Below are 20,449 nucleotides of genomic sequence, written 5' to 3'. Positions count from 1 at the left end.
ATAACGACATGGCTAATTTCTTTATTCAACGGCCTGTTTTCGCCTGGGTGCTCGCCATCATTCTGATGATTGCGGGCGGGCTGGCCATTTTAAAACTGCCGGTGGCGCAATATCCGACCATTGCGCCGCCAGCGGTGGCGGTGACAGCAACCTACCCTGGCGCTGATGCCCAGACGGTACAGGACACCGTAACTCAGGTTATCGAACAGAACATGAACGGTATCGATAATTTGATGTACATGTCGTCCACCAGTGATTCCGCCGGTAACGTCACCATTACGCTGACGTTCGAGTCGGGTACGGATCCTGATATCGCGCAGGTGCAGGTTCAGAACAAACTCCAGCTCGCCATGCCGCTGCTGCCGCAAGAAGTGCAGCAGCAGGGGATTGGCGTGGAGAAATCCAGCAGCAGCTTCCTGCTGGTTGCAGGCTTTGTGTCGGACAATAAAAATCTCACGCAGGATGATATCTCCGACTATGTCGCTTCTAACGTAAAAGATGCGATCAGCCGTACTTCCGGCGTCGGTGACGTGCAACTGTTCGGTGCCCAGTATGCAATGCGCATTTGGCTGGACAGCAACGCGATGAACAAATATCAGCTCACGCCGCTGGATATCATTAACCAGCTGAAAACACAGAACGACCAGATTGCTGCGGGCCAGTTGGGAGGAACGCCGTCCGTACCAGGGCAGCAACTGAACGCCTCAATTATTGCTCAAACACGCTTGAAATCGCCGGAGGAGTTTGGTCGTGTGACGCTGAAGGTGAACCAGGACGGTTCAATGGTCCACCTGAAAGATGTGGCACGCATTGAGCTGGGTGGCGAAAACTACAACATGGTCACCAAAATCAATGGCCAGGCAGCAACGGGGCTGGGGATCAAGCTGGCGACTGGCGCAAACGCGCTGGATACCGCTGCCGCCATCAAGAGTAAACTGGCGCAGTTGCAGCCCTTCTTCCCTCAGGGTCTGAAAGTCGTGTATCCGTACGACACCACACCTTTCGTGAAGATCTCCATCCATGAAGTGGTGAAGACGCTGTTTGAAGCGATTGTTCTCGTGTTCCTGGTGATGTACCTGTTCCTGCAAAACCTGCGGGCAACGCTTATTCCCACTATCGCCGTTCCCGTGGTGTTACTGGGCACCTTTGCGGTACTGGCTGCGTTCGGGTTCTCCATTAACACCCTGACGATGTTCGGGATGGTATTGGCGATAGGTCTTCTCGTCGATGACGCCATCGTGGTAGTCGAGAACGTAGAACGCGTCATGGTTGAGGACAAGCTGCCGCCAAAAGAGGCGACGCAGAAGTCAATGGAGCAAATCCAGGGCGCTCTGGTGGGCATTGCCATGGTGCTTTCGGCGGTATTTATTCCGATGGCATTCTTTGGTGGTTCAACCGGGGCTATCTATCGCCAGTTCTCGCTGACCATTGTCTCCGCGATGGCCTTGTCGGTACTGGTGGCGTTGATATTAACGCCTGCTCTTTGTGCAACGCTGCTCAAACCGGTTTCCAGCGAACATCATGAAAAGAAAGGTGGTTTCTTCGGCTGGTTTAACGCGCTCTTTGATAAGAGTGTGGAGCACTACAGCAACAGCGTGAGCGGCATTTTACGTAAGACCGGCCGCTATCTGCTGGTTTACGTCATCATCGTCGGCGGCATGGCAGTTCTGTTCCTGCGCCTGCCTTCCTCCTTCCTGCCGGAAGAGGATCAGGGTGTGTTTATGACGATGGTTCAGTTGCCGGCAGGGGCGACGCAGATGCGTACCCAGCAGGTACTCGATCAGGTTCAGGATTATTACCTGACAAAAGAGAAAGCGAACGTTGAATCGGTCTTTACCGTAAACGGGTTTAGTTTTAGCGGACAGGGTCAGAACTCCGGTATCGCTTTCGTCAGCCTGAAGCCATGGGAAGAGCGTCCGGGCAAGGAAAACGGCGTTGAGGCGATTGTCAGCCGCGCGACGAAAGCGTTCAGCCAGATCAAAGACGGCCTTGTATTTCCGTTTAACCTGCCTGCCATTATTGAACTGGGTACCGCAACAGGCTTTGACTTTGAACTGATAGACCAGGCAAACCTGGGGCATACGCAGTTAACGCAGGCGCGTAACCAGCTGCTGGGCATGGTGAGAGAACATCCTGACTTACTGGTCCGCGTGCGTCCTAACGGACTGGAAGATACGCCACAGTTCAAGCTGGACGTCGATCAGGAGAAGGCACAGGCGCTGGGTGTGAGCGTGTCTGACGTCAATCAGACTATTTCAACAGCCCTGGGTGGCACCTATGTGAACGACTTTATCGATCACGGACGGGTGAAAAAAGTTTATGTCCAGGCTGATGCTCGCTTCCGTATGCTACCCGGAGACATTAACGGCCTGTATGTGCGTAGCGCTAACGGCGAAATGGTGCCTTTCTCTGCCTTTAGCAGCTCTCACTGGGTGTACGGTTCACCGCGTCTGGAACGTTACAATGGGATGCCATCAATGGAGATCCTCGGTGAGTCTGCACCAGGCAAAAGTACCGGTGAGGCAATGGCGCTGATGGAAAACCTTGCGTCAAAACTGCCGTCCGGCATCGGCTATGACTGGACGGGGATGTCTTATCAGGAACGACTTTCCGGGAATCAGGCTCCGGCGCTGTACGCCATTTCACTTATTGTGGTGTTCCTGTGTCTGGCGGCTCTCTATGAAAGCTGGTCAATTCCATTCTCGGTCATGCTGGTTGTGCCTCTGGGGGTGATCGGTGCGCTTCTGGCTGCATCAATGCGAGGGCTGAACAATGACGTTTACTTCCAGGTTGGTCTGCTTACAACAATTGGTTTATCAGCCAAGAACGCCATACTGATCGTTGAGTTCGCCAAAGATCTTATGGATAAAGAAGGCAAAGGGATTATCGAAGCCACGCTTGAAGCCTCGCGTATGCGTCTGCGTCCTATCCTGATGACTTCCCTGGCATTCATCCTTGGTGTTATGCCTCTGGTCATCAGCAGCGGTGCAGGTAGTGGTGCACAAAATGCGGTCGGGACGGGCGTGATGGGCGGGATGCTCTCAGCCACACTGTTGGCCATATTCTTTGTTCCTGTTTTCTTTGTGGTTGTCCGGAGACGATTTACAAAGCACAAGGATTAATGAAAATCATAAAGGCACCTCTGGTGCCTTTTTTATTTCCTGAAAAAAATGTAAAAACACATCCCCTCTTCACATTTCCTCCATTAATAATTACTGCCCGCGCTTTTTTCTTCATAATTTTTACAATCCACACAAATTGAGATTATTCCACGTGCTGCATGGTATTAGTGCGGTGGTAAAATAATCATCGATTCGTTAATTGCCACATCGGCTCTTTAGCGAATAGGCGATCATATTGAGGTAACATCATGAAAAGATTCCTTTCCGTTGCACTTCTCGCTGCGCTGCTTGCTGGTTGCGCGCACGATTCTCCATGTGTACCGGTATACGACGATCAGGGGCGACTGGTTCACACCAATACCTGTATGAAGGGCACTACCCAGGATAACTGGGAAACAGCAGGTGCGATTGCTGGTGGCGCCGCGGCAATCGCTGGCCTGACACTCGGTATTGTCGCCCTCACTAAATAAGGCTTCTAAAAGCGCGGCGATGGCCGCGCTTTTATTTTTGCCTGATATAAGAAACGTATATTCCCCATCGCAAATAACATCAGATATTAATTAAATTCAATACGCTACCTTACTCCTCGCTATATCCCTTACCTGTACAGCATTTGGCATAACATTTAATTCATTTAACACTACTGCGAGCCAGCAGAATGCATTTCACAACTACAGTTTCAGTACGGTAAAGCGCTACGTCCGTAGGGTATTAACGGCACCAGTGAGAACATCGAATGAGGGAATTGGTTTAGCTAGAGATATAACGCAAAAAGGCCATCCTTTCGGATGGCCTTTCTACTTGTTTGATGTCTGGCAGTTCCCTACTCTCACATGGGGAGACCCCACACTACCATCGGCGCTACGGCGTTTCACTTCTGAGTTCGGCATGGGGTCAGGTGGGACCACCGCGCTAAAGCCGCCAGACAAATTCTTTTACTTCTTGCCGAACTTTAACCTAAGTATAAAGTGGTGCTGATACCCAGAGTCGAACTGGGGACCTCACCCTTACCAAGGGTGCGCTCTACCAACTGAGCCATATCAGCACGCTAAATTTGATGCCTGGCAGTTCCCTACTCTCACATGGGGAGACCCCACACTACCATCGGCGCTACGGCGTTTCACTTCTGAGTTCGGCATGGGGTCAGGTGGGACCACCGCGCTAAAGCCGCCAGGCAAATTCTGTTAATCTGTATCAGGCTGAAAATCGTGTCTGTCTCTCGTTCGCCAAAACATCTTCGGCGTTGTAAGGTTAAGCCTCACGGTTCATTAGTATCGGTTAGCTCAACGCATCGCTGCGCTTACACACCCGACCTATCAACGTCGTCGTCTTCAACGTTCCTTCAGGAGACTCAAGGTCTCAGGGAGAACTCATCTCGGGGCAAGTTTCGTGCTTAGATGCTTTCAGCACTTATCTCTTCCGCATTTAGCTACCGGGCAGTGCCATTGGCATGACAACCCGAACACCAGTGATGCGTCCACTCCGGTCCTCTCGTACTAGGAGCAGCCCCCCTCAATTCTCCAGCGCCCACGGCAGATAGGGACCGAACTGTCTCACGACGTTCTAAACCCAGCTCGCGTACCACTTTAAATGGCGAACAGCCATACCCTTGGGACCTACTTCAGCCCCAGGATGTGATGAGCCGACATCGAGGTGCCAAACACCGCCGTCGATATGAACTCTTGGGCGGTATCAGCCTGTTATCCCCGGAGTACCTTTTATCCGTTGAGCGATGGCCCTTCCATTCAGAACCACCGGATCACTATGACCTGCTTTCGCACCTGCTCGCGCCGTCACGCTCGCAGTCAAGCTGGCTTATGCCATTGCACTAACCTCCTGATGTCCGACCAGGATTAGCCAACCTTCGTGCTCCTCCGTTACTCTTTGGGAGGAGACCGCCCCAGTCAAACTACCCACCAGACACTGTCCGCAACCCGGATCACGGGTCTACGTTAGAACACCAGCCATTAAAGGGTGGTATTTCAAGGGCGGCTCCACGCAGACTGGCGTCCACGCTTCAAAGCCTCCCACCTATCCTACACATCAAGGACCAGTGTTCAGTGTCAAGCTATAGTAAAGGTTCACGGGGTCTTTCCGTCTTGCCGCGGGTACACTGCATCTTCACAGCGAGTTCAATTTCACTGAGTCTCGGGTGGAGACAGCCTGGCCATCATTACGCCATTCGTGCAGGTCGGAACTTACCCGACAAGGAATTTCGCTACCTTAGGACCGTTATAGTTACGGCCGCCGTTTACCGGGGCTTCGATCAAGAGCTTCGCGTTGCCGCTAACCCCATCAATTAACCTTCCGGCACCGGGCAGGCGTCACACCGTATACGTCCACTTTCGTGTTTGCACAGTGCTGTGTTTTTAATAAACAGTTGCAGCCAGCTGGTATCTTCGACTGATTTCAGCTCCGCCCGCAGGGGCTTCACCTACATATCAGCGTGCCTTCTCCCGAAGTTACGGCACCATTTTGCCTAGTTCCTTCACCCGAGTTCTCTCAAGCGCCTTGGTATTCTCTACCTGACCACCTGTGTCGGTTTGGGGTACGATTTCGTGTTACCTGATGCTTAGAGGCTTTTCCTGGAAGCAGGGCATTTATCACTTCAGCACCGTAGTGCCTCGTCATCACACCTCAGCGTTAATAAGGTACCGGATTTACCTGGAACCTCCGCCTACATGCTTAAACCGGGACAACCGTCGCCCGGCTGACATAGCCTTCTCCGTCCCCCCTTCGCAGTAACACCAAGTACAGGAATATTAACCTGTTTCCCATCGACTACGCCTTTCGGCCTCGCCTTAGGGGTCGACTCACCCTGCCCCGATTAACGTTGGACAGGAACCCTTGGTCTTCCGGCGAGCGGGCTTTTCACCCGCTTTATCGTTACTTATGTCAGCATTCGCACTTCTGATACCTCCAGCATGCCTCACAGCACACCTTCAACGGCTTACAGAACGCTCCCCTACCCAACAACGCATAAGCGTCGCTGCCGCAGCTTCGGTGCATGGTTTAGCCCCGTTACATCTTCCGCGCAGGCCGACTCGACCAGTGAGCTATTACGCTTTCTTTAAATGATGGCTGCTTCTAAGCCAACATCCTGGCTGTCTGTGCCTTCCCACATCGTTTCCCACTTAACCATGACTTTGGGACCTTAGCTGGCGGTCTGGGTTGTTTCCCTCTTCACGACGGACGTTAGCACCCGCCGTGTGTCTCCCGTGATAACATTCTTCGGTATTCGTAGTTTGCATCGGGTTGGTAAGCCGGGATGGCCCCCTAGCCGAAACAGTGCTCTACCCCCGAAGATGAGTTCACGAGGCGCTACCTAAATAGCTTTCGGGGAGAACCAGCTATCTCCCGGTTTGATTGGCCTTTCACCCCCAGCCACAGGTCATCCGCTAATTTTTCAACATTAGTCGGTTCGGTCCTCCAGTTAGTGTTACCCAACCTTCAACCTGCCCATGGCTAGATCACCGGGTTTCGGGTCTATACCCTGCAACTTAACGCCCAGTTAAGACTCGGTTTCCCTTCGGCTCCCCTATACGGTTAACCTTGCTACAGAATATAAGTCGCTGACCCATTATACAAAAGGTACGCAGTCACACCCGAAGGTGCTCCCACTGCTTGTACGTACACGGTTTCAGGTTCTTTTTCACTCCCCTCGCCGGGGTTCTTTTCGCCTTTCCCTCACGGTACTGGTTCACTATCGGTCAGTCAGGAGTATTTAGCCTTGGAGGATGGTCCCCCCATATTCAGACAGGATACCACGTGTCCCGCCCTACTCTTCGAGTTCACAGCATGTGCATTTTCGTGTACGGGACTATCACCCTGTACCGTCGGACTTTCCAGACCGTTCCACTAACACACAAGCTGATTCAGACTCCGGGCTGCTCCCCGTTCGCTCGCCGCTACTGGGGGAATCTCGGTTGATTTCTTTTCCTCGGGGTACTTAGATGTTTCAGTTCCCCCGGTTCGCCTCGTTAACCTATGTATTCAGTTAACGATAGTGTGTCGGAACACACTGGGTTTCCCCATTCGGACATCGCCGGGTCAAGGGTTCATATCACCTCGCCGGCGCTTTTCGCAGATTAGCACGTCCTTCATCGCCTCTGACTGCCAGGGCATCCACCGTGTACGCTTAGTCGCTTAACCTCACAACCCGAAGATGTTTCACTTCTGATTGCGAAAATTTGAGAGACTCGAACACACATGAGCTGTGTGTCGTTTCAATTTTCAGCTTGATCCAGATTTTTAAAGAGCAAATATCTCAAACGTGACTCGCAAGTCAGTTTTGAGATATGACGGCAGGTGACTTTCACTCACGAACCAGCAAGTGGCGTCCCCTAGGGGATTCGAACCCCTGTTACCGCCGTGAAAGGGCGGTGTCCTGGGCCTCTAGACGAAGGGGACGTACAGTCTCAATCGCAAGACGCCTTGCTATTTACTTTTCATCAGACAATCTGTGTGAGCACTACAAAGGCAGGTTCTTTAAGGTAAGGAGGTGATCCAACCGCAGGTTCCCCTACGGTTACCTTGTTACGACTTCACCCCAGTCATGAATCACAAAGTGGTAAGCGCCCTCCCGAAGGTTAAGCTACCTACTTCTTTTGCAACCCACTCCCATGGTGTGACGGGCGGTGTGTACAAGGCCCGGGAACGTATTCACCGTGGCATTCTGATCCACGATTACTAGCGATTCCGACTTCATGGAGTCGAGTTGCAGACTCCAATCCGGACTACGACGCACTTTATGAGGTCCGCTTGCTCTCGCGAGGTCGCTTCTCTTTGTATGCGCCATTGTAGCACGTGTGTAGCCCTACTCGTAAGGGCCATGATGACTTGACGTCATCCCCACCTTCCTCCAGTTTATCACTGGCAGTCTCCTTTGAGTTCCCGGCCTAACCGCTGGCAACAAAGGATAAGGGTTGCGCTCGTTGCGGGACTTAACCCAACATTTCACAACACGAGCTGACGACAGCCATGCAGCACCTGTCTCAGAGTTCCCGAAGGCACCAATCCATCTCTGGAAAGTTCTCTGGATGTCAAGAGTAGGTAAGGTTCTTCGCGTTGCATCGAATTAAACCACATGCTCCACCGCTTGTGCGGGCCCCCGTCAATTCATTTGAGTTTTAACCTTGCGGCCGTACTCCCCAGGCGGTCGACTTAACGCGTTAGCTCCGGAAGCCACGCCTCAAGGGCACAACCTCCAAGTCGACATCGTTTACGGCGTGGACTACCAGGGTATCTAATCCTGTTTGCTCCCCACGCTTTCGCACCTGAGCGTCAGTCTTTGTCCAGGGGGCCGCCTTCGCCACCGGTATTCCTCCAGATCTCTACGCATTTCACCGCTACACCTGGAATTCTACCCCCCTCTACAAGACTCTAGCCTGCCAGTTTCGAATGCAGTTCCCAGGTTGAGCCCGGGGATTTCACATCCGACTTGACAGACCGCCTGCGTGCGCTTTACGCCCAGTAATTCCGATTAACGCTTGCACCCTCCGTATTACCGCGGCTGCTGGCACGGAGTTAGCCGGTGCTTCTTCTGCGGGTAACGTCAATCGACAAGGTTATTAACCTTATCGCCTTCCTCCCCGCTGAAAGTACTTTACAACCCGAAGGCCTTCTTCATACACGCGGCATGGCTGCATCAGGCTTGCGCCCATTGTGCAATATTCCCCACTGCTGCCTCCCGTAGGAGTCTGGACCGTGTCTCAGTTCCAGTGTGGCTGGTCATCCTCTCAGACCAGCTAGGGATCGTCGCCTAGGTGAGCCGTTACCCCACCTACTAGCTAATCCCATCTGGGCACATCCGATGGCAAGAGGCCCGAAGGTCCCCCTCTTTGGTCTTGCGACGTTATGCGGTATTAGCTACCGTTTCCAGTAGTTATCCCCCTCCATCAGGCAGTTTCCCAGACATTACTCACCCGTCCGCCACTCGTCAGCAAAGCAGCAAGCTGCTTCCTGTTACCGTTCGACTTGCATGTGTTAGGCCTGCCGCCAGCGTTCAATCTGAGCCATGATCAAACTCTTCAATTTAAAAGTTTGATGCTCAATGAATTAAACTTCGTAATGAATTACGTGTTCACTCGTTGAGACTTGGTATTCATTTAGTGTCCGAGGACATTAAGAATCCATGTCACTTTGAGTGCCCACACAGATTGTCTGATAAATTGTTAAAGAGCAGTTGCGACGCGCTTCAGCGCTCTGTCGCGAGGTGGCGTATATTACGCTTTCCTCTTTCAGAGTCAACCCTGATTTTCAGGATTTTTTCTCTTCAACCGACCGGGTTGTTTGTGAAGTGATTCACATCCGCCGTGTCGATGGAGGCGCATTATAGGGATCCCAGTTTTTAGCACAAGTATTTTTTAGATCTTTTTTTCCAACTGATGATTTTCCGTGCTTTTCGCTGAAAACCCACCCGATCCGCTTAAAAATTGACGCATTTTGCCTTGCCTCGATCCAGGAATACGATCAAAGTCTTCTTTAATAGCGCTCATCTGTATCGAGGTAGATATGTTTGCAGTATTACGTCCTTATAAAGATCTGTTCCCCCAAAAAGGCGATCGCGTGATGATCGATGCCAGCAGCGTGGTCATTGGTGATGTTCGCATGGCCGATGATGTCAGCATCTGGCCACTCGTCGCGATCCGGGGCGATGTTAACTATGTTGCAATCGGTGCACGCACCAATATTCAGGACGGCAGCGTGCTGCATGTGACTCATAAGTCATCTTATAACCCTGAGGGCAATCCGCTCATCATTGGGGAAGATGTTACCGTCGGTCATAAAGTAATGCTCCACGGCTGCACAATCGGTAACAGGGTTCTCGTTGGGATGGGATCGATTTTGCTGGATGGCGTCATAGTAGAAGATGACGTAATGATTGGCGCAGGAAGCCTAGTTCCGCAAAACAAACGCCTGGAAAGTGGCTATCTCTATTTAGGCAGTCCGATTAAACAGATCCGCCCCCTAAAGGAGGCGGAGATCGAAGGATTGAAATACTCAGCGAACAATTACGTTAAATGGAAGAATGACTATCTGGATCAGGATAACCAGACCCAGCCCTGATCGTCTTCCTGCTGTACGCGGATCAAATCGCTGGCTTCCTCTTCCAGATCCCAGCGATTTTCACAAAAGACCGCTAACGGATCTGAACCACCAAAGCGCTGAAGCAACGTCTCCCCTTTAATCGCACAGGTGAGCTGCATTCCATGCACCAGCACCGGGAAACACACCGCTTGCTTGTTTTCATCCCAGATTTCTCTGTCGGGAAAATGAATCGCCTGATTCATACCATCAGTTCCTTTTTCAGCTTTTCGATCACCGGTTCTACAGCAGGTAACACGCCATGCCAGAGTAGCACCGCATGAGCCGCCTGCCCCACCAGCATGCCCAGACCATCAGCCACATGTTTTGCCCCCTGTTGTTCGCACCAGGTCAGAAATGGCGTTTTCCCTTTTTGATAAAACATGTCATAGGCGTAGATGTGGGAATGAACCAGGGATGCAGGAATCGCCGGGATCTCTCCATTAATACCGCTTGAGGTGGCATTAATCACAAGATCAAATTCGTGACCCGCGAGATCCTCAAGAGCTACCGCAGCTACGCTGCCTGTGTGTGCGAACAACGCCGCCAGCTCTTCTGCTCTGGAGAAAGTACGGTTGGTGATTGTCACCGCACAATCCAGCGAAAGAAGAGGAAGCAATACGCCGCGCGACGCGCCACCCGCACCGATCAGCAGGATCCGAAAGCCTGGTTTAATAAACGACAGTCGCTCCAGATCGCTGAGTAAACCTATGCCATCGGTGTTATCGCCCAGAAGGCGACCATCTTCGAGCCGCTTAAGAGTATTGACGGCACCAGCGAGCGACGCACGCTCGGTCAGCTCATCCGCACGCCCGAAAGCCTCTTCTTTAAAAGGCACCGTAACGTTCGCACCTTTACCGCCCGCAACAAAAAAGCTATTTAGCGTCGGTAAAAATGCATCAACAGGCGCAAGAACCCGACCATATGGGTGATCTATCTGCAATTGCTCTGCAAACAGCTGATGGATCAGAGGCGACTTGCTGTGCGCGATCGGGTTACCAAAAACAGCATAGGTTTCCATCACATTATCCCTGGCGAAAACGTTCGCCGGTCAAGGCATCGCGAATTTCTGACGGGTTAAGACGGCCACCGGTTTCACCGACGGCTACCGGGAAATCACTCCCGAACTGCGCCAGAACTTCTTCGGTTGTCCGACAGGGGGGAAGCCCGGTCAGGTTGGCGCTGGTTGAAACCAGAGGTTTACCAAATGCCTGGCATAACTCCACCACCAGCGGATGGTCGGTAACGCGTACCGCAAGTGAATCGAAACGCCCGGTTAACCAGCGCGGCGTTGTCGGTTGTGCAGGAAAAACAAACGTCACGGGACCAGGCCACGCAGAGAAAATGGTTTCCCGCTGTGCAGGCGTCAGCATGGAATCATCAATATAAGGCTTAAGCTGCGCGTAGTTCGCAGCGATCAAAATCAATCCTTTTTCGACAGGCCGTTGTTTTAGCGCCAGCAGACGGTTAACGGCGACTTCGCTGTCAGGATCGCACCCGACCCCGAAAACGGCTTCTGTTGGATAGGCGATGACTTCTTCTTTTTTCAGGATTTCCACCGCCTGCGCGATGGAGCCTGATGGCAGGTTATTATTCACTGATTTGATCCGCCGAAACCGGCTTTCCACATTGTTTACTGGCGCAAAAGCGTTTCAAGCCTTGCGCGGTTTTCTTTTCTATAAGTAACGGATAATCGCAATTATGGCAGACGCCCGCTACTGGTTTGAAATTGATAACGAACTGGCATTCAGGATAGCGATCGCACGAATGGAAGGTCTTGCCATAACGAGAGCGGCGCTGCACCAATTGACCACGCTGGCACTGAGGGCAGGCAATTGCCGTTTCATCTGGTTTATCAATTTGTTCCGTATGATCACATTCCGGGTAGCGGCTGCATCCGATAAACATCCCGAACCGCCCCTGCCGCAGCGCCAGTTCGCCGCCGCAGAGCGGACAAAGCTGTCCCTCCAGAATTTTGACGATATGTCCGTCCGCCTGGCTCTTCAGGGAACGGACATAATCACATTCCGGATAGTGTGAACAACCGAGAAACGGACCGTGTTTCCCGGACCGAATAACAAGTTCAGCCCCACACTGTGGGCAGGGCTCGTTTTTATGCACCGTGAAGAGTGCTGATTTGGCCATAACAACTCTTGTTGCTGCACATAGAATTAATGCAGCATACCTTCATTCACTTCAAAGAGTAATTCTTCCATTTGCTGATAGGCATTTTCACAGCCTGGAATGTTGAACAGCACCATCAGGATCACCCATTTCAGATCTTCCAGTTCAAATTCAGCAGTATCCAGCGCCATGACGCGCTCTATCACCATCTCTCTCGTTTCGAGGTTTAGCACCTGAATCTGCTCGAGGAATAAAATGAATCCCCGGCAGCTGGCATCCAGCCTTTCACACTCTTCAGCTGTATAGATGCGCACAGACAATGGGTCAGAAGCAAGCTGCATCGGTTCGGCGAGGCCGTCCTGATAATCAGCCAACTTATCCAGCCACATCAACGCATTATAAATATCTTCCCGCTCAAAACCTGCGTCGGTCAGATCCCGTGTTAATTTGTCCTGATCCACCTGCATTTCTGCTTCGTTGTGGATGTAAGTCTCAAACAAATACATCAGTACGTCGAACATGGCATGCCCTCCTTAATCGGACATAGCCGCCGGGTACAGCTGCGATCCACCCTGCTAACTCCAGTTCGAGTAGCTGTGCTACCGTTACTGGCACAGGTTGGCCGGCACGTTCAGCGACAACGTCAACAGGTGTTACCTCATCTCCTACGTTAGCCAGGAGCTTGGGAAATGGCAATGCTACGGCCTCCTGATCCGATGAAATATGTCGCTTTTGGAGATCATCCTGCAACCAATGCAATCCATACTGCAAATTTTCCAGGATATCCTCTTTACAGGTCACCAGCGTCGCCCCCTGTTTTATCAGCCAGTGAGGGCCTTCGCAGCCAGGGTTCCCCAACGGGCCGGGCTGCGCAAAAACTTCACGCCCCTGCTCCAGTGCGCACCTTGCAGTAACCAGCGATCCACTTCGAATCGCAGCTTCGACCACCAGCACGCCCTGGCTTAACCCGCTGATGATCCGGTTACGCCGTGGAAAGTTACCCGGTCTGGGCGATGTCGAAAGTGAAAACTCAGATACTATCGCCCCTTCAGAAGCGATAAGTTGCTCAGCCAGAATGTGATGACGACGCGGATAGAGACTAAAAAGACCATTGCCAAGCACGGCGACACTTCGCCCTTTTGCTGACAACGCCGCATGATGTGCCACACCGTCGATGCCGCAAGCCAGGCCACTGGTGATCGTAAAGCCACATTGGGACAGCTGTTCACTGAGCATTTTCCCCCAACGCTCGCCGTACCACGAGGGCGCACGGCTGCCCACAACCGCAAGCTGCATGCTATTAAGCACGTCGACGCGGCCTCGCACAAAGAGCGCCCCGGGAAAATCAGGTATAGAACGCAACAATGGCGGAAAACGAGGATCATCCGCCGTGAGAAGGTGGTTGTCGGTGTGTTCCAGCCATTCCAGACTACGTTCAAGCTCACTCTCGCTGAACGAAAAAAACTTTACGGCATGTTTGGGCGAAAGCCCTGCCGCGTTGACAGCTTCAGCATCAACGGTTGCCTGGCGAAGCAGCCTCTGCGCAATCTCCAGCATCGCGTCACCGTATAACGACCCGATGTTTATAAGCCGTAACCATATCTCTGTGGACGTCATCCTTTTCCCTGCCATAAGCAGCCTCAGCAATCTTTGCGATTGGTCACTGATGCTGTCAATCGACCGGGGATTTGTCTAGAATAGAAGTAATATTCTTATCAACTCCTGAACACGACTCTGGAAATTTATGGCAGTTTTGCAAGTGTTACATATTCCTGACGAGCGTCTTCGCATCGTCGCGGAACCGGTTAAAGAAGTGAATGCAGAAATTCAGCGTATCGTCGATGATATGTTCGATACCATGTACGCTGAAGAAGGCATTGGCCTGGCGGCGACCCAGGTAGACATTCACAAGCGTATTATCGTGATCGACGTTTCTGAAAATCGCGATGAGCGTCTGGTGCTGATCAACCCTGAACTGCTTGAAAAAAGCGGCGAAACAGGCATTGAGGAAGGCTGTCTGTCTATCCCTGAACAGCGCGCTTTGGTGCCACGTGCCGAAAAAGTTAAAATTCGCGCACTGGATCGTGACGGCAATCCGTTTGAGCTGGAAGCCGACGATCTGCTGGCGATTTGCATTCAGCATGAGATGGATCACCTGGTCGGTAAACTGTTTATCGATTACCTCTCACCTCTGAAGCAACAGCGTATTCGTCAGAAAGTTGAGAAACTGGATCGTTTGCGTTCTCGCGCTTAACGCCCCCCGGATACAAGGAATAACGTGTCTACATCACTACGTATAATCTTCGCGGGTACCCCTGATTTTGCAGCGCGTCATCTCGACGCGCTGCTATCGTCTGGTCATCAGATTGTTGGCGTATTTACTCAGCCGGATCGACCGGCTGGCCGCGGTAAAAAACTGATGCCTGGCCCGGTTAAAGTACTGGCAGAAACGCATGGTTTACCGGTATTCCAGCCAGCGTCATTACGACCTGAGGAAAACCAGCAGTTAGTGGCAGACCTGAACGCTGACGTGGTGGTAGTTGTGGCTTACGGCCTCATTCTGCCAAAAGCGGTACTCGATATGCCCCGCCTGGGCTGTGTTAACGTTCATGGTTCTTTGCTCCCACGCTGGCGCGGTGCAGCCCCTATTCAGCGCGCTCTGTGGGCAGGCGATGCTGAAACTGGCGTGACAATCATGAAGATGGACGTAGGTTTAGACACGGGTGACATGCTGTATAAACTGGCGTGTCCCATTACCGCAGAAGATACCAGCGCCACGCTGTATGACAAGCTGGCGGATCTCGGTCCGCAGGGGCTGATTGAAACGTTGCAACAGCTTGCTGACAATACAGCGACACCTGAAGTGCAGGATGAGGCACAGGTGACCTATGCTGAAAAACTGAGTAAAGAAGAAGCCCGGATCGACTGGTCCCTGTCAGCAGCTCAACTCGAACGCTGCATCCGCGCCTTTAATCCGTGGCCGATGAGCTGGTTGATGATTGATGAGCAGCCAGTGAAAGTCTGGAAAGCTTCAGTTATTAACGGCAATACATCAGCAGAGCCCGGTACGATTATCGACGCCAGCAAAAACGGTATCCAGGTTGCGACCGGAGAAGGGATCCTGAATCTTGAATCGCTGCAACCGGCCGGTAAAAAGGCAATGAGCGCGCAGGATCTATTAAATTCCCGTCGTGAATGGTTCATCCCTGGCAATCGTCTTGCCTGAACAAATTTATTCTTAAGGCCCGGTGTTTCCGGGCATTTTTATTTTTACGGTTATGAAAAGACAAAATCTACGCACTATGGCGGCTCAGGCCGTTGAGCAGGTTATTGAGCAGGGCCAGTCACTGAGTAATGTCCTGCCTCCACTGCAACAAAAGGTTTCCGATAAAGATAAAGCGCTGCTTCAGGAGCTGTGCTTTGGCGTGCTGCGTACCCTCTCTCAGCTTGAATGGTTAATTAATAAGCTGATGTCACGCCCGATGAGCGGCAAGCAACGTACCGTGCATTATTTGATCATGGTCGGTTTCTACCAGCTTCTTCATACCCGCATTCCACCTCATGCTGCGCTGGCTGAGACAGTGGAAGGTGCCGTTGCGATTAAACGTCCCCAGCTGAAAGGATTGATTAACGGCGTGCTGCGTCAGTTCCAGCGTCAGCAGGACGAACTGCTGGCAGAATTTGCGCAAAGCGAAGCGCGCTTCCTGCATCCAGAATGGCTGCTGAATCGCCTTAAAAAAGCCTACCCACAGCAATGGCAAGACATTGTGGATGCCAATAACCAACGTCCGCCGATGTGGTTACGCGTCAATCGTAACCATCATACCCGCGACGCATGGCTGGCCCTGCTGGAAGAGACCGGAATGAGCGGCTTCACACACGCGGCTTATCCTGATGCGGTTCGTTTAGCCTCCCCTGCACCGGTACATGCATTACCCGGTTTTGAAGAGGGCTGGGTAACGGTACAGGACGCATCCGCTCAGGGGTGCATGGCCTGGCTTGAACCGAAAGACGGGGAGCAGATCCTTGATCTTTGTGCAGCGCCAGGGGGAAAAACAACGCACATTCTGGAAGTGGCGCCGCAGGCCTGCGTGATGGCCGTGGATGTTGATGAGCAGCGTCTTTCACGCGTCTATGACAACCTCAAGCGTCTGGGTATGAAAGCACAGGTTAAGCAAGGCGATGGACGTAAACCCGCAGACTGGTGTGGTGATACCCGGTTCGATCGTATTTTGCTGGACGCCCCCTGCTCTGCAACCGGCGTAATTCGTCGTCATCCCGATATCAAATGGCTGCGTCGCGATCGTGATATCAAGGAGCTTGCCCAGTTGCAATCCGAAATTCTGGATGCCATCTGGCCGCATCTCAAACCCGGCGGAACCCTGGTGTATGCAACCTGCTCTGTTCTTCCGGAAGAAAACAGTCAGCAAATTGCGGCTTTCCTGAAGCGCACCCCGGACGCGACGCTGCATGATACGGGAACACCTGAGCACCCGGGTCTGCAAAACCTGCCGGGCGCAGAAGAGGGTGATGGCTTCTTTTACGCTAAGCTAATCAAAGAGTGATGTTGAGAACAGGTCACGAAAGATGAAAATTATCATTCTGGGCGCAGGGCAAGTTGGCGGAACGCTGGCGGAAAATCTCGTGGGCGAAAACAACGATATCACCATTGTGGATACCAATGGCGATCGCCTGCGCGTTTTGCAGGACAAGTTTGATCTTCGTGTTGTGCAGGGGCACGGCTCTCATCCTCGAGTGCTTCGTGAGGCGGGCGCGGACGATGCCGACATGCTGGTTGCAGTAACCAGTTCTGATGAAACCAACATGGTTGCATGCCAGGTGGCCTACTCGCTGTTCAACACACCGAACCGCATCGCCCGCATTCGCTCCCCGGACTATGTCCGGGATGCGGAAAAGCTGTTTAATTCCGAAGCAGTACCTATCGACCATCTTATTGCCCCTGAGCAGTTGGTTATCGACAGTATTTATCGTCTGATTGAGTACCCGGGCGCGTTGCAGGTTGTGAACTTTGCTGAAGGGAAAGTAAGCCTGGCGGTCGTGAAGGCTTATTACGGCGGCCCGCTGATTGGTAATGCCCTGTCGACAATGCGCGAGCATATGCCACATATCGATACGCGTGTTGCGGCGATTTTCCGTCACGACAGACCTATTCGTCCGCAAGGTTCCACCATTGTCGAAGCCGGGGATGAAGTCTTCTTTATTGCGGCTTCTCAGCATATCCGTGCGGTGATGAGTGAACTTCAGCGTCTCGAAAAACCGTATAAACGTATTATGCTGGTTGGCGGCGGTAATATTGGCGCAGGTCTGGCGAGACGGCTGGAAAAAGACTACAGCGTGAAGCTGATCGAACGAGATCAACAGCGCGCGTCGGAGCTGGCTGAAAAACTTCAGAATACTATCGTGTTTTATGGCGATGCTTCGGATCAGGAATTGCTGGCCGAAGAGCATATCGATCAGGTTGATCTTTTTATTGCCGTCACCAACGACGACGAAGCGAATATTATGTCCGCCATGCTCGCTAAACGTATGGGGGCGAAAAAAGTAATGGTGCTTATCCAGCGTAAGGCTTATGTCGACCTGGTACAGGGTAGCGTAATTGATATTGCTATTTCACCCCAGCAAGCCACCATCTCTGCCCTGCTAAGCCATGTGCGTAAAGCGGATATTGTCGGCGTGTCGTCTCTGCGTCGTGGTGTTGCTGAAGCCATTGAAGCCGTCGCTCACGGGGATGAAACGACGTCGCGCGTTGTTGGTCGCGCGATCGACGAAATTAAACTTCCACCAGGCACCATTATCGGCGCCGTAGTGCGAGGTAACGATGTCATGATCGCCAATGATAATTTACGTATCGAGCAGGGTGACCACGTTATTATGTTCCTGACCGATAAAAAATTTATTACCGACGTCGAGCGTTTATTCCAGCCAAGTCCATTCTTCCTGTAATGATTTGGGTGCTCAGACAAGAGCACCCAAATATTAACCTTCTAATTTTCATGCCTTTTATTTTCATAACGATTATTTATCCCCAATGGCAATTAGCTAATCATTTGTTAAACTTATAGGCGTCAGCTGGCACAAGGAGAACATAATGAGTTTTATTAAAGAGTTTCGCGAATTTGCGATGCGCGGGAATGTAGTGGATTTGGCTGTGGGTGTCATTATTGGTGCGGCGTTCGGTAAGATCGTTTCATCATTAGTCGCCGACATTATTATGCCGCCGTTAGGACTGTTGATTGGAGGCATTGATTTCAAACAATTCGCCTTCACCCTTCGGGAAGCTCAGGGCGATATCCCTGCGGTTGTAATGCACTACGGCGTATTCATTCAGAACGTATTTGATTTCGTGATCGTGGCATTTGCCATTTTCATGGCGATCAAACTTATCAACAGACTTAACCGTAAAAAAGAAGAACCGGCTGCTGCCCCGCCAGCACCAACTAAAGAAGAAGTCTTACTGACTGAAATTCGCGATCTGTTAAAAGAGCAGAATAACCGCGTTTAATCAGGAGACAGAAACAGAAAGGCCAGTGGTAAAAAAGCGATTAGCTTGCTTGCCACTGGCCTCCCATTTACCCCGTTGTGCATGTTTACCTTTACGTAAATAACTCCCTTTTCCTTTCTTGTTCTTCTCAACTCGCTGTCTGAAAAGTGGGTCGTGAAGCAATGCCTCAATGGCGTTATCCTTAATGTGTCCCTTAGTATGCTGATAGCGGCTCATCATTTCTCCTGAGCATAGTTAATGTCGGCGGGAGTCTAGTCCCTGGCTAATAAAAAATCAACAACCTTGAGCTTCACTACTGGCACCCTGTTCAAGTGCTTCCAGTATTGAGCAATAAACACTGCTGTGAGCGGTACCGCAGCACGCGTCATTTAACCTTTGCAGAGATCGCTGCATGGCTTGCAGTTCCTGAATGCGTCCTTCAACTTCATCCAGCCGGGCCTGAACGATGCTTTTAGATTCCTGACACGTATGATGTTCAGGATCGATACGGATCGACAGCAGTTCACGGATCGACTCAAGCGTGAAGCCGAGTTGCCGTGCATAGCGGATAAAACGAAGGCGTTGCAGGTCGTTATCCGTATAAAGGCGAAATCCACCTTCCGTTCTGACCTCATGATCGATCATCTGCTGCTTTTCGTAGTAGCGGATAGTATCCGGCGTTACGTTAGCAAGCTTCGCAAGTTCACCTATGCGGTACATGGCTACTCCTTGTTTATTTTTTGTATTAACCTTTCACTGTACTCACCATGCAAAAAGTCAGTATTCATTCCCGTCTGGCGCAGTTTTAGCTCGATGAGCGCCAACCGACGACTGATTTCAGAGTACCGCGGGTCATTCTTATGAATGCCTTTAAGCAGATCGGCAAGCTCGACGGCTTCATTACGTTGCTGAAGCTCAGGCGGTAAACAACCTGCGTTTTTCAGTAAGCGATAACCGGCCCGTAATTCAGGGGGAATATGTGAATCATCGTCCAGAATCAGCGGCTCACCGCTGCCGGGAAGATTTTCGAACTCGCCTTTGTTTTGGGCATCGCAAATATGGCGTTCAGACCACTGATCGAGCAACCACATAATGAACTCCAGGGGGTGAGCAGAAAAGATACAGACATTGTAGATAAGTGGAGATTCTGCGGATATAAAAAAACCCGCCGAGGCGGGTTTTTTTACGTTACTACAGATTACTCTGCAGCAGCTTCTGCTTTCTCTGAACGATCAACCAGCTCGATGTAAGCCATCGGCGCGTTGTCGCCTGCACGGAAGCCACACTTCAGAATGCGAGTGTAACCACCGGCACGGCTCGCGAAACGCGGGCCCAGTTCGTTAAACAGTTTTGCCACGATCTCGTTATCACGAGTACGGGCGAATGCCAGACGACGATTAGCAACGCTGTCAGTCTTGGCAAGAGTAATCAGCGGCTCAACTACGCGACGCAGCTCTTTCGCTTTAGGCAGGGTCGTCTTGATGATTTCATGACGAACCAGTGAACCTGCCATGTTGCGGAACATAGCCTGGCGATGGCTGCTGTTGCGGTTCAGTTGACGACCACTCTTACGATGGCGCATGACCTTATCCTTCTCAGTAAAACCTTAACCTGT

18 protein-coding genes, 2 tRNA genes and 4 rRNA genes are annotated in these 20,449 nt (G+C 51.7%); 8 read left to right on the top strand and 16 right to left on the bottom strand.

Translation table 11 applies throughout. The features are described from left to right. The first annotated feature begins 8 nt into the window (after positions 1 to 8). Complete coding sequence (locus tag AM329_RS20615; protein ID WP_023314926.1) at positions 9 to 3,122, top strand: efflux RND transporter permease subunit; 3,114 nt, start codon at positions 9 to 11, stop codon at positions 3,120 to 3,122. Between the two features lie 248 nt (positions 3,123 to 3,370). Next, the gene (locus AM329_RS20610) at positions 3,371 to 3,592 is read left to right on the top strand and encodes a lipoprotein (RefSeq protein WP_003860364.1); all 222 of its coding nucleotides are present in this window, start codon (positions 3,371 to 3,373) and stop codon (positions 3,590 to 3,592) included. Between the two features lie 340 nt (positions 3,593 to 3,932). Here the strand turns inward: AM329_RS20610 and rrf (AM329_RS20605) are convergent. The 6 genes from rrf (AM329_RS20605) to AM329_RS20580 form a co-directional block, all read right to left on the bottom strand. Continuing rightward, positions 3,933 to 4,048, bottom strand: a 5S ribosomal RNA gene (gene rrf, locus AM329_RS20605). 43 nt (positions 4,049 to 4,091) lie between these two features. After that, positions 4,092 to 4,167, bottom strand: a tRNA-Thr gene (locus AM329_RS20600). Between the two features lie 14 nt (positions 4,168 to 4,181). Further along, a 5S ribosomal RNA gene (rrf, locus tag AM329_RS20595) occupies positions 4,182 to 4,297 on the bottom strand. A 72-nt stretch (positions 4,298 to 4,369) separates the two neighbouring features. Beyond that, positions 4,370 to 7,274, bottom strand: a 23S ribosomal RNA gene (locus AM329_RS20590). 182 nt (positions 7,275 to 7,456) lie between these two features. Further along, a tRNA-Glu gene (locus AM329_RS20585) sits at positions 7,457 to 7,532 on the bottom strand. Between the two features lie 84 nt (positions 7,533 to 7,616). Continuing rightward, positions 7,617 to 9,158: ribosomal RNA gene (locus AM329_RS20580) — 16S ribosomal RNA — on the bottom strand. Together the 16S, 23S and 5S rRNA genes with 2 tRNA genes alongside form the textbook arrangement of a ribosomal RNA operon. A 477-nt stretch (positions 9,159 to 9,635) precedes the next feature. Between AM329_RS20580 and AM329_RS20575 the strand changes: the two genes are divergently transcribed. Further along, positions 9,636 to 10,190 carry a gamma carbonic anhydrase family protein gene (locus AM329_RS20575; RefSeq protein WP_032608007.1) on the top strand — a complete coding sequence of 185 codons (555 nt, stop codon included), beginning with the start codon at positions 9,636 to 9,638 and terminating at the stop codon, positions 10,188 to 10,190. Here the strand turns inward: AM329_RS20575 and AM329_RS20570 are convergent. The 6 genes from AM329_RS20570 to dprA are packed head-to-tail and all read right to left on the bottom strand — an operon-like array spanning position 10,166 to position 13,949. Beyond that, positions 10,166 to 10,414, bottom strand: a complete 249-nt coding sequence (locus AM329_RS20570) for a DUF1488 domain-containing protein (protein ID WP_003863356.1) — start codon at positions 10,412 to 10,414, stop codon at positions 10,166 to 10,168. The genes AM329_RS20575 and AM329_RS20570 overlap by 25 nt on opposite strands. Further along, a complete protein-coding gene (gene aroE / locus AM329_RS20565) occupies positions 10,411 to 11,229 on the bottom strand; it encodes a shikimate dehydrogenase (protein WP_032608010.1) in 819 nt (272 codons plus the stop codon). The genes AM329_RS20570 and aroE overlap by 4 nt, the downstream gene beginning before the upstream one ends. A gap of 4 nt (positions 11,230 to 11,233) precedes the next feature. After that, entirely contained in the window at positions 11,234 to 11,806 is a 573-nt protein-coding gene (tsaC, locus tag AM329_RS20560; protein ID WP_003863353.1) for an L-threonylcarbamoyladenylate synthase type 1 TsaC, read from the bottom strand. Further along, a complete protein-coding gene (locus AM329_RS20555; protein ID WP_023323810.1) occupies positions 11,799 to 12,353 on the bottom strand; it encodes a topoisomerase DNA-binding C4 zinc finger domain-containing protein in 555 nt (184 codons plus the stop codon). The genes tsaC and AM329_RS20555 overlap by 8 nt, the downstream gene beginning before the upstream one ends. A 26-nt stretch (positions 12,354 to 12,379) precedes the next feature. Then, positions 12,380 to 12,853 carry a DUF494 family protein Smg gene (gene smg / locus AM329_RS20550; RefSeq protein ID WP_000460665.1) on the bottom strand — a complete coding sequence of 158 codons (474 nt, stop codon included), beginning with the start codon at positions 12,851 to 12,853 and terminating at the stop codon, positions 12,380 to 12,382. Then, on the bottom strand, positions 12,825 to 13,949 hold the full coding sequence (gene dprA / locus AM329_RS20545) for a DNA-protecting protein DprA (protein WP_032608012.1): 1,125 nt from the start codon (positions 13,947 to 13,949) through the stop codon (positions 12,825 to 12,827). Before dprA ends, smg begins: the two co-directional genes overlap by 29 nt. 127 nt (positions 13,950 to 14,076) lie before the next feature. Between dprA and def the strand changes: the two genes are divergently transcribed. The 5 genes from def (at position 14,077) to mscL (ending at position 18,855) form a co-directional block, all read left to right on the top strand. Continuing rightward, entirely contained in the window at positions 14,077 to 14,586 is a 510-nt protein-coding gene (def, locus tag AM329_RS20540; protein WP_006812188.1) for a peptide deformylase, read from the top strand. 24 nt (positions 14,587 to 14,610) lie between these two features. After that, the gene (gene fmt / locus AM329_RS20535; RefSeq protein WP_032608013.1) at positions 14,611 to 15,558 is read left to right on the top strand and encodes a methionyl-tRNA formyltransferase; all 948 of its coding nucleotides are present in this window, start codon (positions 14,611 to 14,613) and stop codon (positions 15,556 to 15,558) included. Between the two features lie 52 nt (positions 15,559 to 15,610). Then, entirely contained in the window at positions 15,611 to 16,897 is a 1,287-nt protein-coding gene (rsmB, locus tag AM329_RS20530) for a 16S rRNA (cytosine(967)-C(5))-methyltransferase RsmB (protein WP_032610139.1), read from the top strand. Between the two features lie 22 nt (positions 16,898 to 16,919). Beyond that, positions 16,920 to 18,296: a Trk system potassium transporter TrkA gene (gene trkA, locus AM329_RS20525; RefSeq protein WP_003863337.1), complete on the top strand. Its 1,377-nt coding sequence runs from the start codon at positions 16,920 to 16,922 to the stop codon at positions 18,294 to 18,296. Between the two features lie 145 nt (positions 18,297 to 18,441). Beyond that, complete coding sequence (gene mscL / locus AM329_RS20520; protein ID WP_003863335.1) at positions 18,442 to 18,855, top strand: large-conductance mechanosensitive channel protein MscL; 414 nt, start codon at positions 18,442 to 18,444, stop codon at positions 18,853 to 18,855. Here mscL and AM329_RS20515 read toward each other — a convergent pair whose 3' ends face one another. The 4 genes from AM329_RS20515 to rplQ all read right to left on the bottom strand — a co-directional run bounded on the left by AM329_RS20515 (position 18,856) and on the right by rplQ (position 20,416). Beyond that, positions 18,856 to 19,071, bottom strand: a complete 216-nt coding sequence (locus AM329_RS20515) for an alternative ribosome-rescue factor A (protein WP_032608014.1) — start codon at positions 19,069 to 19,071, stop codon at positions 18,856 to 18,858. Positions 19,072 to 19,128: 57 nt separating this feature from the next. Then, positions 19,129 to 19,554 carry a Zn(2+)-responsive transcriptional regulator gene (gene zntR / locus AM329_RS20510; protein WP_022651944.1) on the bottom strand — a complete coding sequence of 142 codons (426 nt, stop codon included), beginning with the start codon at positions 19,552 to 19,554 and terminating at the stop codon, positions 19,129 to 19,131. A gap of 2 nt (positions 19,555 to 19,556) precedes the next feature. After that, a complete protein-coding gene (locus AM329_RS20505; RefSeq protein WP_032608015.1) occupies positions 19,557 to 19,925 on the bottom strand; it encodes a DUF1992 domain-containing protein in 369 nt (122 codons plus the stop codon). A gap of 107 nt (positions 19,926 to 20,032) precedes the next feature. Beyond that, positions 20,033 to 20,416 carry a 50S ribosomal protein L17 gene (gene rplQ, locus AM329_RS20500; protein ID WP_001216368.1) on the bottom strand — a complete coding sequence of 128 codons (384 nt, stop codon included), beginning with the start codon at positions 20,414 to 20,416 and terminating at the stop codon, positions 20,033 to 20,035. Positions 20,417 to 20,449 lie beyond the last annotated feature (33 nt).

It is taken from the genome of Enterobacter cloacae complex sp. AR_0002, assembly GCF_001922365.1.
Classification (GTDB): Bacteria; Pseudomonadota; Gammaproteobacteria; order Enterobacterales; family Enterobacteriaceae; genus Enterobacter; species Enterobacter hormaechei_C.
Note: the sequence above shows the minus strand (reverse complement) of the source record. Positions and strands in the feature narration are given on the sequence as shown.

Excerpts from the sequence above, each read along its gene's own strand:
- AM329_RS20615 (WP_023314926.1), top strand. The coding sequence starts at position 9 with ATGGCTAATTTCTTTATTCAACGGCCTGTTTTCGCCTGGGTGCTCGCC.
- AM329_RS20610 (WP_003860364.1), top strand. The coding sequence starts at position 3,371 with ATGAAAAGATTCCTTTCCGTTGCACTTCTCGCTGCGCTGCTTGCTGGT.
- AM329_RS20575 (WP_032608007.1), top strand. The coding sequence starts at position 9,636 with ATGTTTGCAGTATTACGTCCTTATAAAGATCTGTTCCCCCAAAAAGGC.
- AM329_RS20570 (WP_003863356.1), bottom strand. The coding sequence starts at position 10,414 with ATGAATCAGGCGATTCATTTTCCCGACAGAGAAATCTGGGATGAAAAC.
- aroE (WP_032608010.1), bottom strand. The coding sequence starts at position 11,229 with ATGGAAACCTATGCTGTTTTTGGTAACCCGATCGCGCACAGCAAGTCG.
- AM329_RS20555 (WP_023323810.1), bottom strand. The coding sequence starts at position 12,353 with ATGGCCAAATCAGCACTCTTCACGGTGCATAAAAACGAGCCCTGCCCA.
- smg (WP_000460665.1), bottom strand. The coding sequence starts at position 12,853 with ATGTTCGACGTACTGATGTATTTGTTTGAGACTTACATCCACAACGAA.
- dprA (WP_032608012.1), bottom strand. The coding sequence starts at position 13,949 with ATGACGTCCACAGAGATATGGTTACGGCTTATAAACATCGGGTCGTTA.
- def (WP_006812188.1), top strand. The coding sequence starts at position 14,077 with ATGGCAGTTTTGCAAGTGTTACATATTCCTGACGAGCGTCTTCGCATC.
- rsmB (WP_032610139.1), top strand. The coding sequence starts at position 15,611 with ATGAAAAGACAAAATCTACGCACTATGGCGGCTCAGGCCGTTGAGCAG.
- trkA (WP_003863337.1), top strand. The coding sequence starts at position 16,920 with ATGAAAATTATCATTCTGGGCGCAGGGCAAGTTGGCGGAACGCTGGCG.
- mscL (WP_003863335.1), top strand. The coding sequence starts at position 18,442 with ATGAGTTTTATTAAAGAGTTTCGCGAATTTGCGATGCGCGGGAATGTA.
- AM329_RS20515 (WP_032608014.1), bottom strand. The coding sequence starts at position 19,071 with ATGAGCCGCTATCAGCATACTAAGGGACACATTAAGGATAACGCCATT.
- zntR (WP_022651944.1), bottom strand. The coding sequence starts at position 19,554 with ATGTACCGCATAGGTGAACTTGCGAAGCTTGCTAACGTAACGCCGGAT.
- AM329_RS20505 (WP_032608015.1), bottom strand. The coding sequence starts at position 19,925 with ATGTGGTTGCTCGATCAGTGGTCTGAACGCCATATTTGCGATGCCCAA.
- rplQ (WP_001216368.1), bottom strand. The coding sequence starts at position 20,416 with ATGCGCCATCGTAAGAGTGGTCGTCAACTGAACCGCAACAGCAGCCAT.